This is a genomic window from Anaerolentibacter hominis (genome assembly GCF_032380675.1).
Classification (GTDB): Bacteria; Bacillota; Clostridia; order Lachnospirales; family Lachnospiraceae; genus Anaerolentibacter; species Anaerolentibacter hominis.
Map to the genome: position 1 here is coordinate 680335 of NZ_JAWDIX010000001.1, position 15486 is coordinate 695820.

Annotated in this window: 10 protein-coding genes; all 10 read left to right on the top strand. The window is 48.9% G+C overall.

Translation table 11 applies throughout. The features are described from left to right. The first annotated feature begins 182 nt into the window (after positions 1-182). The gene (pyrG, locus tag ABCW47_RS03015; RefSeq protein ID WP_343208386.1) at positions 183-1796 is read left to right on the top strand and encodes a CTP synthase; all 1614 of its coding nucleotides are present in this window, start codon (positions 183-185) and stop codon (positions 1794-1796) included. Between the two features lie 849 nt (positions 1797-2645). Further along, positions 2646-4550: an ATP-dependent zinc metalloprotease FtsH gene (gene ftsH / locus ABCW47_RS03020; RefSeq protein ID WP_343208387.1), complete on the top strand. Its 1905-nt coding sequence runs from the start codon at positions 2646-2648 to the stop codon at positions 4548-4550. A gap of 43 nt (positions 4551-4593) precedes the next feature. Then, a complete protein-coding gene (gene uvrC, locus ABCW47_RS03025) occupies positions 4594-6453 on the top strand; it encodes an excinuclease ABC subunit UvrC (protein WP_343208388.1) in 1860 nt (619 codons plus the stop codon). 152 nt (positions 6454-6605) lie between these two features. Next, positions 6606-7535 (top strand): HPr(Ser) kinase/phosphatase, encoded by a 930-nt coding sequence (gene hprK / locus ABCW47_RS03030; protein WP_343208389.1) that lies wholly within the window; start codon positions 6606-6608, stop codon positions 7533-7535. Between the two features lie 6 nt (positions 7536-7541). Continuing rightward, the gene (locus tag ABCW47_RS03035) at positions 7542-8498 is read left to right on the top strand and encodes an ROK family glucokinase (protein WP_343208390.1); all 957 of its coding nucleotides are present in this window, start codon (positions 7542-7544) and stop codon (positions 8496-8498) included. Positions 8499-8503: 5 nt separating this feature from the next. After that, a complete protein-coding gene (murB, locus tag ABCW47_RS03040) occupies positions 8504-9436 on the top strand; it encodes a UDP-N-acetylmuramate dehydrogenase (protein WP_343208391.1) in 933 nt (310 codons plus the stop codon). Between the two features lie 146 nt (positions 9437-9582). After that, entirely contained in the window at positions 9583-10440 is an 858-nt protein-coding gene (rapZ, locus tag ABCW47_RS03045) for an RNase adapter RapZ (RefSeq protein WP_343208392.1), read from the top strand. Positions 10441-10459: 19 nt separating this feature from the next. Further along, entirely contained in the window at positions 10460-11461 is a 1002-nt protein-coding gene (whiA, locus tag ABCW47_RS03050) for a DNA-binding protein WhiA (protein WP_343209577.1), read from the top strand. Then, the gene (locus ABCW47_RS03055) at positions 11436-11693 is read left to right on the top strand and encodes an HPr family phosphocarrier protein (protein ID WP_343208393.1); all 258 of its coding nucleotides are present in this window, start codon (positions 11436-11438) and stop codon (positions 11691-11693) included. Before whiA ends, ABCW47_RS03055 begins: the two co-directional genes overlap by 26 nt. A 293-nt stretch (positions 11694-11986) precedes the next feature. Beyond that, complete coding sequence (locus tag ABCW47_RS03060; RefSeq protein WP_343209578.1) at positions 11987-15421, top strand: DNA polymerase III subunit alpha; 3435 nt, start codon at positions 11987-11989, stop codon at positions 15419-15421. Positions 15422-15486 lie beyond the last annotated feature (65 nt).

Sequence of the window (15486 nt, forward strand, 5' to 3'; positions counted from 1 at the left end):
AAAGTTCCTGCTTAACATTTTAAGTTTATCATTTCCGATGCTGGATTTTCATCTGCAATATAGATATAATACCTCCGTTACGCGGACAACAGCCAGCCTTTGCTTGTGGTCCGCTGTATTTTATTTGAACAGAAGATTCATACTAAAAACATTAAGTTTTTCATTGAGAATGGAGGGTATCTATGGCAGTCAAATATGTGTTTGTAACAGGCGGCGTCGTATCGGGTCTTGGCAAGGGAATAACCGCAGCATCCCTGGGCCGGCTTCTCAAGATGAGAGGATATCGGGTCACCATGCAGAAATTTGATCCTTATATTAATATTGACCCAGGAACCATGAATCCGATCCAGCACGGCGAGGTATTTGTCACGGACGACGGTGCGGAGACTGACCTGGATCTGGGGCACTATGAGCGGTTTATCGATGAATCTCTCTCAAAACAGTCCAATGTTACAACAGGAAAAGTATACTGGTCTGTTTTATCCAAAGAACGGCACGGAGATTTCGGCGGCGGTACGGTACAGGTGATCCCTCATATTACAAATGAAATAAAAAGCCGTTTTTATAAAAACGATTCGGATGAAACGCACATTGCCATTATTGAAGTCGGCGGTACGGTGGGAGATATTGAGAGCCAGCCGTTTCTGGAGGCGATCCGTCAGTTTCAGCACGATGTGGGAAAAGAAAATGCAGTTATCGTCCATGTTACCCTGATTCCCTATCTCAGGGCATCCGGCGAAATGAAAACCAAACCGACACAGGCCAGTGTGAAAGAACTGCAGGGAATGGGCATTATGTCAGATGTAATTGTCTGCCGGACCGAGCACCCTCTGGATAACGGCATAAAAGATAAAATTGCCCTCTTCTGCAACGTCTCCAGCTGCCGTGTACTGCAGAATCTGGATGTTGCCACCCTCTATGCCGCTCCCCTTGCGATGGAAAAAGAACATCTTGCCAATGTGGTTTGTGAATGCCTGCATCTGCCTTGTCCGGAACCGGATTTGTCAGAATGGGAGAAGATGATCTATGACATGGAGCATCCGGCCGGAGATGTGACCGTGGCCCTGGTCGGAAAGTATGTACAGCTGCACGATGCCTATATCAGTGTTGTAGAATCCCTGAAGCATGCGGCGGCCTATCACCATGTCTCTGTCCATATTAAATGGATACTCTCCGATCAGCTGAACGAAGATAATGCAGAGGAACAGCTCTGTGGCGTATCCGGAATTCTGGTGCCCGGCGGGTTTGGACAGCGAGGAACAGAAGGCAAAATTGCCGCCATACGTTATGCCAGAGAGCACAAGATTCCCTATCTGGGCCTTTGCCTGGGGATGCAGCTGGCGATTGTGGAATTTGCCCGCAATGTAGTTGGTTATACGGACGCGCACAGCATTGAGCTAGATCCGAATACCTCCCACCCGGTTATCTCTCTCATGCCGGATCAGAACGGGATTACCGATATCGGCGGAACGCTGCGTCTCGGTTCCTATCCTTGTATTCTTGAGGATGGAAGCAAGGTCTTTCAGGCTTACGGAGAGAAGATCATTCACGAGAGACACCGGCACCGTTATGAAGTTAACAATGTATACCGGGAAGACCTGGAAAAGAACGGAATGAAATTATCCGGCATGTCGCCGGATGGCAGGATTGTGGAGATTATAGAGCTGGCAGACCACCCGTGGTTTGTGGCTACCCAGGCGCATCCGGAATTTAAGTCCAGGCCGAACCGTCCTCATCCGTTGTTCAGGGGATTTATCGGAGCGGCGGTGAGAAGGGCAAGGAAAAGTGAAAAATGAAGAGGGAAGAAGGAAGAGGGGAGAAGGAAGAATGAATAGTGAAGAATGAAGAAGGGAAAGGGGAAGGGAAAGTTGCGGCATGGCCGCAAGTGAAAAATAGATGGAAGTATCTATTATAGAAGATATTGCGTTTGTGACTGCTGCTGATGTTTTCCAAGAAGTCTTTCGGGAATGGCTGCTTCTGATTTTTACTAGGCAATCGGGATATTATATGGTACAATATCGACAGATATTGTACCTGTGCCGGAGCGCATAAAGGCCGAAGGCCTTTTTCCAAAGCGCGGAGTGCGCATCCCCCGGAGGGTACCATAACAAATATGAAGTTATGGTACAATATCGACAGATATCGTACCTGTGCCGGAGCGCGTAAAGGCCGAAGGCCTTTTTCCAAAGCGCGGAGTGCACATCCCCCGGAGGGTACCATAACAAATATGAAGTTATGGTACAATATCGACAGATATTGTACCTGTGCCGGAGCGCATAAAGGCCGAAGGCCTTTTTCCAAGGCGCGGAGTGCGCATCCCCCGGAGGGTACCATAACAAATATGAAGTTATGGTACAATATCGACAGATATTGTACCCGTGCCGGAGCGCATAAAGGCCGAAGGCCTTTTTCCAAAGCGCGGAGTGCGCATCCCCCGGAGGGTACCATAACAAATATGAAGTTATGGTACAATATCGACAGATATTGTACCTGTGCCGGAGCGCATAAAGGCCGAAGGCCTTTTTCCATTGATCCGGACGAGTTGTCATTTTTGTGTGGTAATTTGATCGGACAGGGGATACAATATTGAATGTATGAAATGGAAGCGCAGAAGGCTGCGCAGTGAGGATAACAGGAGAAGCAGCATGGACAATGAAAATAAGCCGAATGGCGGCAATAATAATAAGAGCAGTAATAAGAGGGGGATCATTATCTGCCTGGTATGTGCTGTTCTTATTTTTTGTTTTTATACTTATATGTCGAATATGGTGAGGAAGAGCACCAACAAGGAGATCACCTACGGCGAGTTCCTGGAGAAGCTGGAGAATGATGAGATCAAGTCTGTGGTGATAGACGGCGACCGGATTAATATTGAACCGAAGGGTCAGGAGAAGGAGACGTTTCCGATTACGTATTACACCGGATATCTGCCTATTGATGAGGATCTGGTTCCCATGCTGAAGGAATCAGGAGTTGATTATTCCAGGAAGACGCAGGATACCGGCAACAGCTTTGTGGATTTTATTGTTGCCTATATTTTGCCTTTGGCATTGATCTGGGGAGCTATGTGGCTGCTGTTCCGCTCTGTTTCCAAGGGAAGCGGTATGATGGGTGGAGTCGGCAAGAGCAATGCGAAGGTGTATGTGGAGAAGGAAACCGGCGTGACCTTCCGGGATGTGGCAGGTCAGGAGGAGGCCAAGGAGTCTCTGACGGAGCTGGTTGATTTTCTGCACAATCCGGAGCGGTATAACCGGATTGGTGCGAAACTTCCCAAAGGAGCTCTTTTAGTGGGCCCTCCCGGAACCGGAAAAACGCTGCTTGCCAAAGCAGTGGCGGGCGAGGCCAAAGTGCCGTTTTTCTCGCTGTCCGGTTCTGATTTTGTCGAGATGTTTGTGGGCGTGGGCGCTTCCCGTGTCCGTGATTTATTTAAGCAGGCCCAGCAGGCGGCGCCGTGTATCATCTTTATTGACGAGGTGGATGCCATCGGCAAGAGCAGGGATGCCAGATACGGCGGGGGCAATGACGAGAGGGAGCAGACTTTAAATCAGCTGCTTTCTGAGATGGACGGTTTTGATACCTCCAAAGGTATCGTGATTCTGGCCGCCACCAACCGGCCGGAGGTTCTGGATAAGGCTTTGCTTCGTCCGGGGCGGTTTGACCGGAGAATTATCGTGGATAAGCCGGATTTAAAAGGCCGGATTGATATATTAAAGGTGCATGCAAAAAATGTGTTGATGCATGATTCTGTAGACCTGGAGGCGATTGGTCTTGCCACCTCGGGAGCAGTGGGCTCGGATCTGGCAAATATTATTAACGAGGCCGCTATCAATGCGGTAAAACATGGCCGCAAGGTGGTTACCCAGGAAGATTTATTTGAATCTGTTGAAATGGTGATTGCCGGCAAAGAAAAGAAAGACCGAATTCTCGGAACAGAGGAGAAGCGGATCGTCGCATACCATGAGGTGGGCCATGCTCTGATTACGGCGCTGGATAAAAATGCGGAGCCGGTGCAGAAAATTACCATTGTACCCCGTACTATGGGGTCTCTGGGCTATGTGATGCAGGTCCCGGAGGAAGAGAAATATCTGATGAGCAAGGAAGAGATCCTGACCCGGATTGTAACTCTGTTTGGAGGCCGGGCGGCTGAACAGCTGATATTTCACTCGATTACCACCGGCGCTTCTAATGATATTGAGAAGGCGACTTCTCTGGCAAGGGCGATGATTACCCAATACGGTATGTCGGATAAATTCGGCCTGATGAGTCTGGAATCCGTGGAAAATCAGTATCTGGACGGCAGGCCGGTCATGAACTGCGGCGAGGCAACGGCCAGCGAGATTGATAAAGAGGTTATGAATATCCTGAAGGTCTGCTACGATAAGGCGGAGGATAAATTGAAGGCAAATCTGGATGTGCTGCACGCAATCGCAGATTTTCTGGTGGAGAGAGAGACCATTACCGGAAAAGAATTTATGGAATTATACCATCAGGCAGTGGAGGCGAGAAGTATCCCTGCCGGCAGGGATATGGACGTGATCCCTACCATATAGGCAAAAGGATTCCTGACCACTTAACGGAGAGGCGAGGATTTCGATGAACATTGAAGAAGAATTAAAAAAGCTCCCGGCTAAGCCGGGAGTCTATATTATGCGGGATATCCATGACAACATTATATATGTAGGAAAGGCGATCAGCCTGAAAAACAGGGTGCGGCAGTATTTTCAGAACAGCCGGAATCACACCCCCAAGATCATACAGATGGTGTCTCATATTGATCATTTCGAGTATATTATCACGGATTCCGAGGTGGAAGCTCTGGTGCTGGAATGCAACCTGATAAAGGAGCACCGGCCCAAGTATAATACAATGCTGAAGGATGATAAGGGATACCCTTATATCCGGGTTACGCTCCAGGAAGAGTTTCCCCGGTTTCTCATGGCCAGAAAGCATATCCCCAAGGACAAGTCGAAATATTTCGGTCCCTATACAAGCGCCGGAGCGGTGAAGGATTCTCTGGAATTAATACGTAAGGTATATAAAATCCGTTCCTGCCACCGGATACTTCCCCGTGACATCGGCAAAGAGAGACCCTGTCTCAATTATCATATCAAACAGTGCCTGGCCCCCTGCCAGGGCTATGTGAGCAAAGAGGAGTACGGAAAAAATGTAGCTTCTGCGCTGGAATTTTTAAATGGAAATTATGGACCGATCCAGAAGTACCTCATGGAACGGATGCAGGAGGCAGCAGAAAATCTGGAGTTTGAGGCTGCTGCCGAACTGCGGGATCTGCTGGAACGTGTAAAGCAGATCGCTCAGAAGCAGAAGATAAATGATGCGAATAATCAGGAAGACCGGGATATCATTGCCTTTGCAAAGAATGAAAATGATGCGGTGGTGCAGGTGTTCTTTATCCGCGGGGGCAAGCTGATCGGCCGGGATCATTTCTATGTTACCGGCGTGAAGGACGAGCAGGACAGTGAGATTTTGACCGCTTTTATCCAGCAGTTTTATTCCGGTACTCCCCATATTCCAAAAGAGCTGATGCTGCAGGCGGAGCCGGAGGACGGGGAGACAATCAGCGAATGGCTCTCCAAAAAAAGAGGGCAGAAAGTATTTCTGCGGGTTCCGAAGATCGGGGAAAAAGAAAAAATGGTGGAGCTGGCCCGGAAGAACGCGGAGCTTGTTCTGTCCCAGGATGTGGAGCGGTTAAAGAAGGAGAAACAGCGGACCACCGGTGCGGTGAAGGAGCTGGAGGATCTGCTTGGCCTGACCGGCATTGAACGTATGGAATCCTATGATATCTCCAATATCAGCGGGTTTGATTCAGTCGGTTCTATGGTTGTGTTTGAGAATGGGAAGCCCAAACGGGCGGATTATCGGAAGTTCAGGATCAAATGGGTGAAAGGACCCGACGACTACAGCAGTATGAGGGAAGTGCTGACCAGGAGATTTTCTCATGGATTAAAAGAAAGAGAAGAGCTGAAAAACAAGCAGCTGTCCGGTACAATGGGGAGCTTTACCAAATTTCCGGATCTGATCCTGATGGACGGCGGAAAGGGGCAGGTCAACATTGCTGTGGAGGTCCTTCATAACCTGGGCCTAACCATTCCGGTTTGCGGAATGGTAAAGGACGACAACCACCGAACCAGGGGGATTTATTTTGAAGGAGTGGAACTGCCGATCTCTCCCAGCTCGGAAGGGTTCCGGCTGGTGACCCGGATTCAGGATGAGACTCACCGGTTCGCCATCGAATATCACCGGAGCCTGCGCAGCAAGAGCCAGGTTCATTCTGTGTTAGATGATATTGAGGGCGTGGGGCCGGCCAGAAGAAAGGCTCTGATGAGACATTTCCAGGGACTTGCGGATATCAAGGCGGCCTCGGTGGAGGATCTGGCGGCCGTCGCGGGTATGAACAAGGGCGTGGCGCAGAAGGTGTATGATTTCTTTCACTGAGAAAGTGTGATATAATAATAACTAAGAAGGAAGAATGAATAGTGAAGAATGAATGTAAGCCGCAGCACAGCTGCGGGTAAAAGTGTTCCTTTGATATTGTAAAGTGAATGTTGCTCCGGGCCTGACCCGGTGTGAGATAAAGGAGGAGTAAAATGTATTCAGTAAGCCTGACTAAGGTAATTGAGCACATGAAGCTGGAGAATTGTACGCCGGATCTGGATATTTCTGAGGCGAAGGTTACCCATACGGATGTTAACCGACCTGCATTGCAGCTGACCGGTTTTTTTGACTTTTTTGACAGCAACAGAATTCAGGTAATCGGCCATGTGGAGAATCTGTACATGCACCAGAAGTCGGAGGACGAGGGCGCGGAGATGATGCGCAAAATGTTCGAGTATAATGTGCCCTGCGTGGTTTTCTGCCGGAATATTGAGTTTTCGGACAAGGTTTTGGAATATGCCATGCAGTACAAGATTCCGCTTCTGCGGACGAAGAAGTCCACATCTGCATTTATGGCGGAGGTGATCCGCTGGCTGCACGTGGAGCTGGCCCCCAGGATTTCCATTCACGGTGTGCTGGTGGATGTTTACGGCGAGGGTGTCCTGATCACCGGCGAGAGCGGTATCGGCAAGAGCGAAGCCGCTCTGGAGCTGATTAAGAGAGGTCACCGTCTGGTTTCCGATGATGTTGTGGAACTCAGAAAAGTGAGTGAACAGACTCTGATCGGTACGGCTCCGGATATTACCAGACACTTTATTGAACTGAGAGGCATCGGAATTGTAGATGTTAAGAGCTTATTCGGTGTTGGAAGTGTTCGGGAGACCAAGAGCATTGATCTGGTTATTCACCTGTCCGACTTTGACAAAGATATGGAATACGATCGTCTGGGTATTGAAGAGAAATTCATTGAATATCTGGGCAATAAGGTTGTATGCCACAATATTCCGATCCGTCCGGGCCGGAACCTGGCTATCATCTGCGAATCCGCAGCAGTAAACCACAGACAGAAGAAGATGGGTTACAATGCTGCCGAGGAATTATATAAGAGAGTTACGAATAACCTTAATTTGAAGAGGGAATAGTTCGACATGGGAAAAGTATGTTTTGGAGTTGATGTAGGAGGAACCACGATCAAGATCGGACTGTTTGCAGAGCAGGGCGATCTGTTGGATAAGTGGGAGATTAAGACAGTTCCGGAGGTCCGGGAGGATACAAAGAGTCATCAGATTCTCATTGATGTGGCGGCGTCTGTAGCGGAAAAATGCCGGGAGCGGGATATTGCAACGGAAGATATCCTGGGGATCGGTGTGGGGATACCTGGACCGATACTGGCAGACGGCACGGTGATTAAAACGGCGAATCTGGGCTGGGGTATTTTTAATATCAAGGATGAACTTCGCCAGCTGACCGGTGTGGACCGGATCGAAGTGACGAATGATGCCAATGTTGCCGCGCTTGGAGAGATGTGGAAGGGCGGCGGCAAAGGTTATAAGAACCTGATTCTGATCACTCTTGGCACCGGTATCGGCGGCGGTGTGGTCGTGGATGGAAAGATTGTGAATGGTGCCACGGGGGCAGCCGGGGAAATCGGCCATATCAAAGTGAAAACCGATGAGACGGTGCCCTGCGGCTGCGGCAGAAAAGGCTGTCTGGAACAGTATGTGGCTGCTGCAGGCATTGTGCGCTGTGCCAGGAGAAAACTGGAAGAATCCGATGAACCGTCGATTTTACGGGGAGTCAGCCCTCTGACCACAAGAGAGATATTCGACGGGGCGAAGGCTGGGGATGCGGTCTCTGCTGCTGTGACAGAGGAGTTCGGAGATATCATGGGGCTTGCCTGTGCACAGATGGCTACTATTCTGAATCCGGAAGTGTTCGTGATCGGCGGAGGGGTATCCAAAGCCGGACCGATGATTATTGATCTGATACGAAAATATTTTGTGCCGCGGGTGATGGCAGCGCTGACGGATACCAAGTTCGTCATGGCCAGCCTGGGTAATGATGCGGGTATTTATGGAGCCGCAAAAATGGTAATAAAGGAGTAAGTATTGTGATAGATCCGCTGTTTTTGACTGAACTTAGAAAGATCGTGGAGGATAACCGGATTCTGACTAATGAGCCGTTAAAGAATCATACCACATTCCGGATCGGCGGTCCTGCCGATTACTTTGTCTGTCCATCCACTACGGAAGAGATCCGCAAGGTATTGATGCTGACGGCAACGTATGAGGTGCCCTGTTATATTCTGGGGAATGGCAGCAATGTGCTGTTTTCCGATAAGGGCTATCCCGGTGTGGTGTTACATATCGGGGAGCCTCTTGACTACCTGATGATGATAGACGGACCGGAGGACCGGGTTACAGTACGGGCCGGAGCGGGAATCCTTCTGCGCAGGATGGCGCGAAAAGTAGCCGAGGCGGGCCTGAAGGGATTCGAGTTTGCAGGAGGCATTCCGGGAAGCCTGGGCGGGGCGGTTCTTATGAATGCGGGCGCTTACGGCGGAGAGATGAAGGATCACATCGTGGATGTATACGCAATCAACGATGCCTGCGAGTACGAAGCGCTGAAGAAAAATGAGATGCACTACGGCTATCGGACCAGTATCATGCAGGAACAGACGTATATCATCCTGGGAGCCACCTTTGAGTTCGAGAAAGGCAATCCGGAGGAAATTCTGGCCTATATGGAGGAATTAAACCGGAGAAGAAAAGAAAAACAGCCTCTGGAATATGCCAGTGCGGGAAGCGCATTCAAGCGCCCGGAAGGCTATTATGCAGGAAAATTAATCTGTGACGCAGGACTGAAAGGATACCGGGTAGGCGATATCATGGTGTCCGAAAAGCATGCCGGGTTCATCGTAAATGTGGGAAACGGTACGGCGGAGCAGGTGTGCGAGCTGATGATGCATGTCCAGGACACAGTGAAGGAAAAATTCGGTGTGTTACTGGAACCGGAGATAAGGATTATCGGGGAACTGGAGTAAGTAGGGCAAGGAATAATGAATAGTGAATAATGAAAAAAGTAGTGAAGAATGGAAAGGCAATTTAAGGGCGGAATTTTTGAGAGGCAGTATGAATTTAGGTCTTCATTCTTCATTCTTCTTTCTTCATTATATGGAAGGGAATTGCCATGCGTTTTATGATTGTTACGGGAATGTCCGGCTCGGGAAAGAGCTCTGTGCTGAAGATGCTGGAGGATATGGGCTTTTTTTGTGTGGACAATCTGCCGATCCAGCTGATTCCCAAGTTTGCGGAGCTGGCTTTTGACAAGGCGGAGAATATGGAGCTGGCGGCTCTGGGTGTGGATATCAGAAGCAATGAGCCTCTGGAGGAACTGGAAGAGGTTTTAAAAGAGCTGGTCCTGAAAGGGTATTCTTATGAGATTTTGTTCCTGGATGCGGATACGAATATTCTTGTGAAACGATTTAAAGAGACCAGAAGAACCCATCCTCTGTCGGAGTTTGGACGGATTGATCAGGCTATTGAGCTGGAGAGGGAGAAACTGGCCTTTTTGAAACAGCAGGCAAATTACATTGTGGATACCAGTCAGCTGCTGGTCCGGGAACTGAAGGAAGAGATTGATAAGATTATTTCTCAGGAAGACAGTTATACGAGCTTTAATATTTCGGTTATGTCTTTTGGGTTTAAGTACGGTATTCCGCTGGATGCGGATCTGGTATTTGATGTCCGTTTTCTTCCCAATCCGTTTTATGTCAGTGAGTTAAAGCACAGGACGGGCAATGAACAGGAGGTTTCTTCCTACGTGATGTCGTCAGGGGACGGAGCACAGTTTCTGGATAAACTGGATGATATGCTTTTGTTCCTGGTTCCGCTCTATATAAAGGAAGGGAAGAACAGCCTTGTGGTTGCCATCGGCTGTACCGGAGGGAAGCACCGTTCTGTTACCATTGCGAACGGGATCGCCGGAAGGCTGGAAAAGACGGGCTGCCGGGTTAAACTGGATCACCGGGATATGGAGAAAAATTAGAAAGGACATGGACTGCATGATATCGTTTTCACAGAAGGTGAAAGAAGAACTTTCGCGGCAGCTGCCGGCTGCCAGACACTGCCGGCTGGCTGAGATGGCTGCGATTATCAGTATGTGCGGCCGTGTATGTGTTTCCGGGAAAAACGAATATTTCATAAAAATTCATACGGAGAACTTGACAGTAGCAAGAAAATACTTTATGTTAATTAGGAAAACATTCCACTGCGCTGTGGAGATTTCCGTGCGGGGGAATGCGACCCAGAAAAAGGGAATGCTGTATACGTTGGTAATCGGCGATCCGGTACAGTCATTGAAAATACTACAAGCTGTTAAACTGCTGGATGAAGATGGGGAGATACAGGGAAGGACTTCCGGGGAGAAGCTGCCGTCTGTGAATAATCTGATCATCCAGAGTACATGCTGTAAACGTGCCTTCATCAGAGGCGCGTTTTTATCGGCTGGATCTATCAGTAATCCGGAGAAGGCCTACCATTTTGAGATTGTAACGCCAGCCAGACCAAAGGCTGTACAGCTTCAGCAGATAATCTGTTCTTTTGGGATTGATGCAAAGATTGTGCAGCGTAAGAAGTATTTTGTTGTTTATGTAAAAGAGGGAGAACAGCTGGTCGATTTGTTGAATATTATGGAAGCACATGTGGCCCTGATGGATCTGGAAAATGTGAGAATTGTGAAGGAAATGCGCAATTCCATCAATCGTCAGGTCAACTGTGAGGCTGCGAATATCAACAAGACCGTACAGGCTGCAGGAAAGCAGATTGATGACATTTGGTACATCAAAAATTCTGCCGGGTTCGGAAATCTGTCGGAGGGACTGAGAGAAATCGCGGTACTTCGGATTGAGCAGCCGGACGCATCATTGAAGGAGCTAGGCGCTTTATTAAATCCGCCGATCAGCAAGTCCGGGGTGAACCACAGACTGCGCAAACTGAGCATGATCGCGGATACGATAAGGCAGCAGAAGGAGGATGTCGGTAATGGTGACAAGAAACATTACGATTAAAATTCCGACCGGAATGGAAGTAAGGCCTGTTGCTCTGCTGGTACAGGTAGCAAGCCAGTATGACAGCAACATCTATGTGGTCAGCGGAAACAGAAAAGTCAATGCCAAGAGCATTATGGGCATGATGACACTGGGGCTGGCTTCCGGGGAGGAAGTAACCGTTTCAGCTGAGGGCGCGGATGAAGTGGCTGCGATTGAGAATATTGAGAAATATTTGAGCAGTGATAAGTAATACGTGCCGGATGAGGCTAGAGTGCGGTGGAAAAATCTGCTGCCCGAATAATAGTCGTTAGGTTGCGTAAACAAGGAGTGTTCTGTTGAGGGAAACATTCTTGTGAATCAGATGCCGGTGGGTTTGGCGAACCGGCTTCTTGTAATAAAACCCCCATACGGGTAATTCGGATTCATCCGGACTGGCCGTATGGGGGTTTTTGTCTGCCGGCATGGGATGTGAAATTTATTTGCGGCTGGAAAACAGACTGGAAAAATGATATGATAAAAGCCAGAATGGAGGACAGTGCGTATATGGAATTTACTCATTTACATGTGCATACGGAATACAGTCTGCTGGATGGCTCCGGAAAGATCGAAGAGATGGTGGCAAGAGCCCGGGAATTGGGAATGAACAGTCTTGCCATTACCGATCATGGCGTCATGTACGGTGTGATTGATTTTTATAAAGCGGCCAGAGAAGCCGGAATTAAGCCAATTATCGGCTGTGAAATCTATGTGGCGCCCAGTTCCAGATTTGACCGGGAGCCAGGGGGCACGTCGGATGACCGTTACAATCATCTGGTGCTGCTTGCGGAGAATAACAAGGGCTATTCCAATCTGATGAAAATCGTTTCACGGGGCTTTACCGAAGGATTTTATTATAAACCGAGGGTGGACTACGAGATACTTAAACAGTATCACGAGGGGATCATTGCGCTCAGCGCCTGTCTGGCCGGTGAAGTTGCCATGCAGCTGCGCCGGGGTTTTTATGAGGAGGCGAAAAAGGCCGCCCTGCATCTGAACCAGGTATTTGGGGATGGTAATTTCTTTCTGGAGCTGCAGGATCATGGTCTGCAGGAGCAGAAAAACGTTAATCAGGGGATTCTCCGGATTCACGAGGAGACAGGGATTCCCATGGTGGCCACCAACGATATTCACTATACATTTGACAGCGATGTCCAGTCTCACGATGTCCTTCTGTGCATTCAGACCCAGAAGAAGGTAACCGATGAAAACAGAATGAGATATGAGGGCGGACAGTTTTATATGAAGTCTCCGGAGGAGATGGAGGCATTGTTTCCCTATGCGAAAGAAGCGCTCGCCAATACTCAGAAAATTGCGGACCGCTGCCAGGTGGAGATTGAGTTCGGGAATTATAAATTGCCCCGGTACGATGTTCCGGAGGGGTACACCTCGGAAGAATATTTGCGCAAGCTTTGTTATGAAGGTCTTCGATTGCGATATGATCAGCCGGGACAGGATCTGATTGACCGGATGGAGTATGAGATCAGCACGATCATCAATATGGGATTTGCCGACTATTTTCTGATCGTGTGGGATTTTATAAAGTTTGCCAAGGACAATGATATTATCGTAGGGCCGGGCAGAGGCTCTGCGGCAGGAAGTATAGTGGCTTACTCTCTGCGGATTACCGATATCGACCCGATCAAATATAATCTGCTGTTTGAGCGTTTTCTTAATCCGGAGCGTCTGACCATGCCGGATATTGATATTGATTTCTGCTTTAACAGAAGGCCGGAAGTGATCGAATATGTCATGGAAAAATACGGCAAGGACCGGGTAGTGCAGATTGTCACATTCGGAACGATGGCGGCCAAGGCTGTGATCCGGGATGTGGGACGGGCTCTGGATCTGCCCTACTCCTATGTGGATTCCATTGCCAAGATGATACCTGGTGATCTGGGGATGACCATAGACAAGGCGCTGACGATGAACCGGGAACTGAGAGAGCTGTGTGAAAGTGATCCCAAAGCGCAGGAACTGATTGATATGTCCAAACGTCTGGAGGGACTGCCCAGACATACCTCCATGCATGCCGCGGGCGTGGTGATCAGCCGGGATGCGGTGGATGAATATGTCCCGCTGTCCAAGGCTGCTGACGATACGATCACTACCCAGTATACGATGACAACCCTGGAAGAGCTGGGCCTGCTTAAGATGGATTTCCTGGGCCTGAGAACCCTGACGGTGATACAGAATGCATCCAGGCTGGCGGGATTTGATCTGGACGATGTGGACTATGAAGATTCTGCCGTATATGAGATGCTGGGAACCGGCAGGACCGACGGCGTATTCCAGCTGGAGAGCGCCGGTATGAAGAACTTCATGAAAGAGCTGAAGCCGGAGAACCTGGAAGATATTATCGCCGGTATCTCCCTGTACCGTCCCGGTCCGATGGACTTTATTCCACGCTATATCAAATGGAAAAATGACCGGAGCAGCATCGCTTATGAGGACCCGAAGCTGGAGCCGATTTTATCCCCTACCTATGGGTGTATCGTGTACCAGGAGCAGGTTATGGAGATTGTGCGTGAACTGGCAGGATACAGCTATGGCAGAAGCGATCTGGTGCGCCGTGCCATGTCCAAGAAGAAGACGGCCGTCATGGAGAAAGAACGAAAGAATTTCGTCTATGGAAATGAGGAGGAGGGAGTGCCCGGATGTATTGCGAACGGCATCCCGGAGGCAGTTGCCAACCATATTTTTGATGAGATGATTGACTTTGCCAAATATGCATTCAACAAGTCCCATGCGGCAGCCTATGCGGTCGTGGCATATCAGACAGCCTATTTGAAATATTATTATCCGGTGGCCTTTATGGCGGCGCTTCTTACATCGGTGATTGACAATAATAATAAAGTAACGGAATATATCATGTCCTGCCGGCAGATGGGAATCGAGATCCTGCCGCCGGATATCAATGAGGGCGAGGTAGAGTTTTCCGTATCGGGCAATTCGATACGGTACGCTCTCTGTGCGGTGAAAGGGCTGGGGCGGCCTGTCATATCAGCTCTGGTCAGGGAGAGGGAAGAAAAAGGCCCCTTTACCACTATGTATGACCTGGTCCGCAGAATGTCGGGAAAAGAACTGAATAAAAAGACGCTGGAGAATTTTATTAAATCAGGCAGCGTGGACTCCCTTCCCGGAAACCGGAAACAGAAGATGCAGATTTATGTCCAGCTTCTGGATCAGGTGAACCAGGAGAAGAAGAACAATATGTCCGGGCAGATGTCACTCTTTGATCTGGTGGGGGAAGAAGAAAAAGATCAGTTTGAGATTTCCTTCCCCAATGTGGAGGAGTATACCAAGGAGGAGCGGCTTGCCTTTGAAAAGGAAGTGCTGGGAATCTATGTAAGCGGTCATCCGCTGGAGGAAGTGGAAGGCATCTGGAAAAGACATATCAGCAATACGACGGCAGACTTCCTGTATGACGATGAAGCGGGAGAGACCAAGGTAAAGGAAGGGGAAAAGGTGATAATCGGAGGCCTGATCTCCGGAAAAACGCTGAAGACCACCAGAAACAATGATATGATGGCATTTATCACAATCGAGGATTTATATGGTAATACAGAAGTGATTGTGTTCCCCAGAGTCTATGAAAAATATAAATCGAAAATGGAAGTGGATAAAAAAGTATTTGTTAAGGGAAGAGTAAACGTAGAAGAAGAAAAAGACGCAAAACTGATCCTGGAAGAATTGACAGAGTTTGAGGATGTGCCGAAGGAAGTGTGGATTCAGTTTTCCAGCAAAGAGGAATTTCTACGCAGAGAACAGGAATTATATGACGTTTTATCACCTTATGACGGAACAGATGGAGTCTGTGTGTTCTGCAAGGCGGAGCGGGCGGTAAAACGGCTGCCCAGGAGCCGGAGTATCCGGGTGGACGCGCCGGTGATGGAGCTGCTGAAGAGCCGGTTCGGAGCGGATAATATCAAAGTGAAATAAAAATAGCTGAGCGATTGAGGAGGACCCCCTTATTTTTATGGAATGAGGGACCGACGCACAAAAAA

What these genes read in the sequence shown, in the direction of transcription:
- ABCW47_RS03060 (WP_343209578.1), top strand. Translation starts at nt 11,987, where the DNA reads ATGGAATTTACTCATTTACATGTGCATACGGAATACAGTCTGCTGGAT.
- ABCW47_RS03035 (WP_343208390.1), top strand. Translation starts at nt 7,542, where the DNA reads ATGGGAAAAGTATGTTTTGGAGTTGATGTAGGAGGAACCACGATCAAG.
- ftsH (WP_343208387.1), top strand. Translation starts at nt 2,646, where the DNA reads ATGGACAATGAAAATAAGCCGAATGGCGGCAATAATAATAAGAGCAGT.
- pyrG (WP_343208386.1), top strand. Translation starts at nt 183, where the DNA reads ATGGCAGTCAAATATGTGTTTGTAACAGGCGGCGTCGTATCGGGTCTT.
- rapZ (WP_343208392.1), top strand. Translation starts at nt 9,583, where the DNA reads ATGCGTTTTATGATTGTTACGGGAATGTCCGGCTCGGGAAAGAGCTCT.
- ABCW47_RS03055 (WP_343208393.1), top strand. Translation starts at nt 11,436, where the DNA reads ATGGTGACAAGAAACATTACGATTAAAATTCCGACCGGAATGGAAGTA.
- uvrC (WP_343208388.1), top strand. Translation starts at nt 4,594, where the DNA reads ATGAACATTGAAGAAGAATTAAAAAAGCTCCCGGCTAAGCCGGGAGTC.
- hprK (WP_343208389.1), top strand. Translation starts at nt 6,606, where the DNA reads ATGTATTCAGTAAGCCTGACTAAGGTAATTGAGCACATGAAGCTGGAG.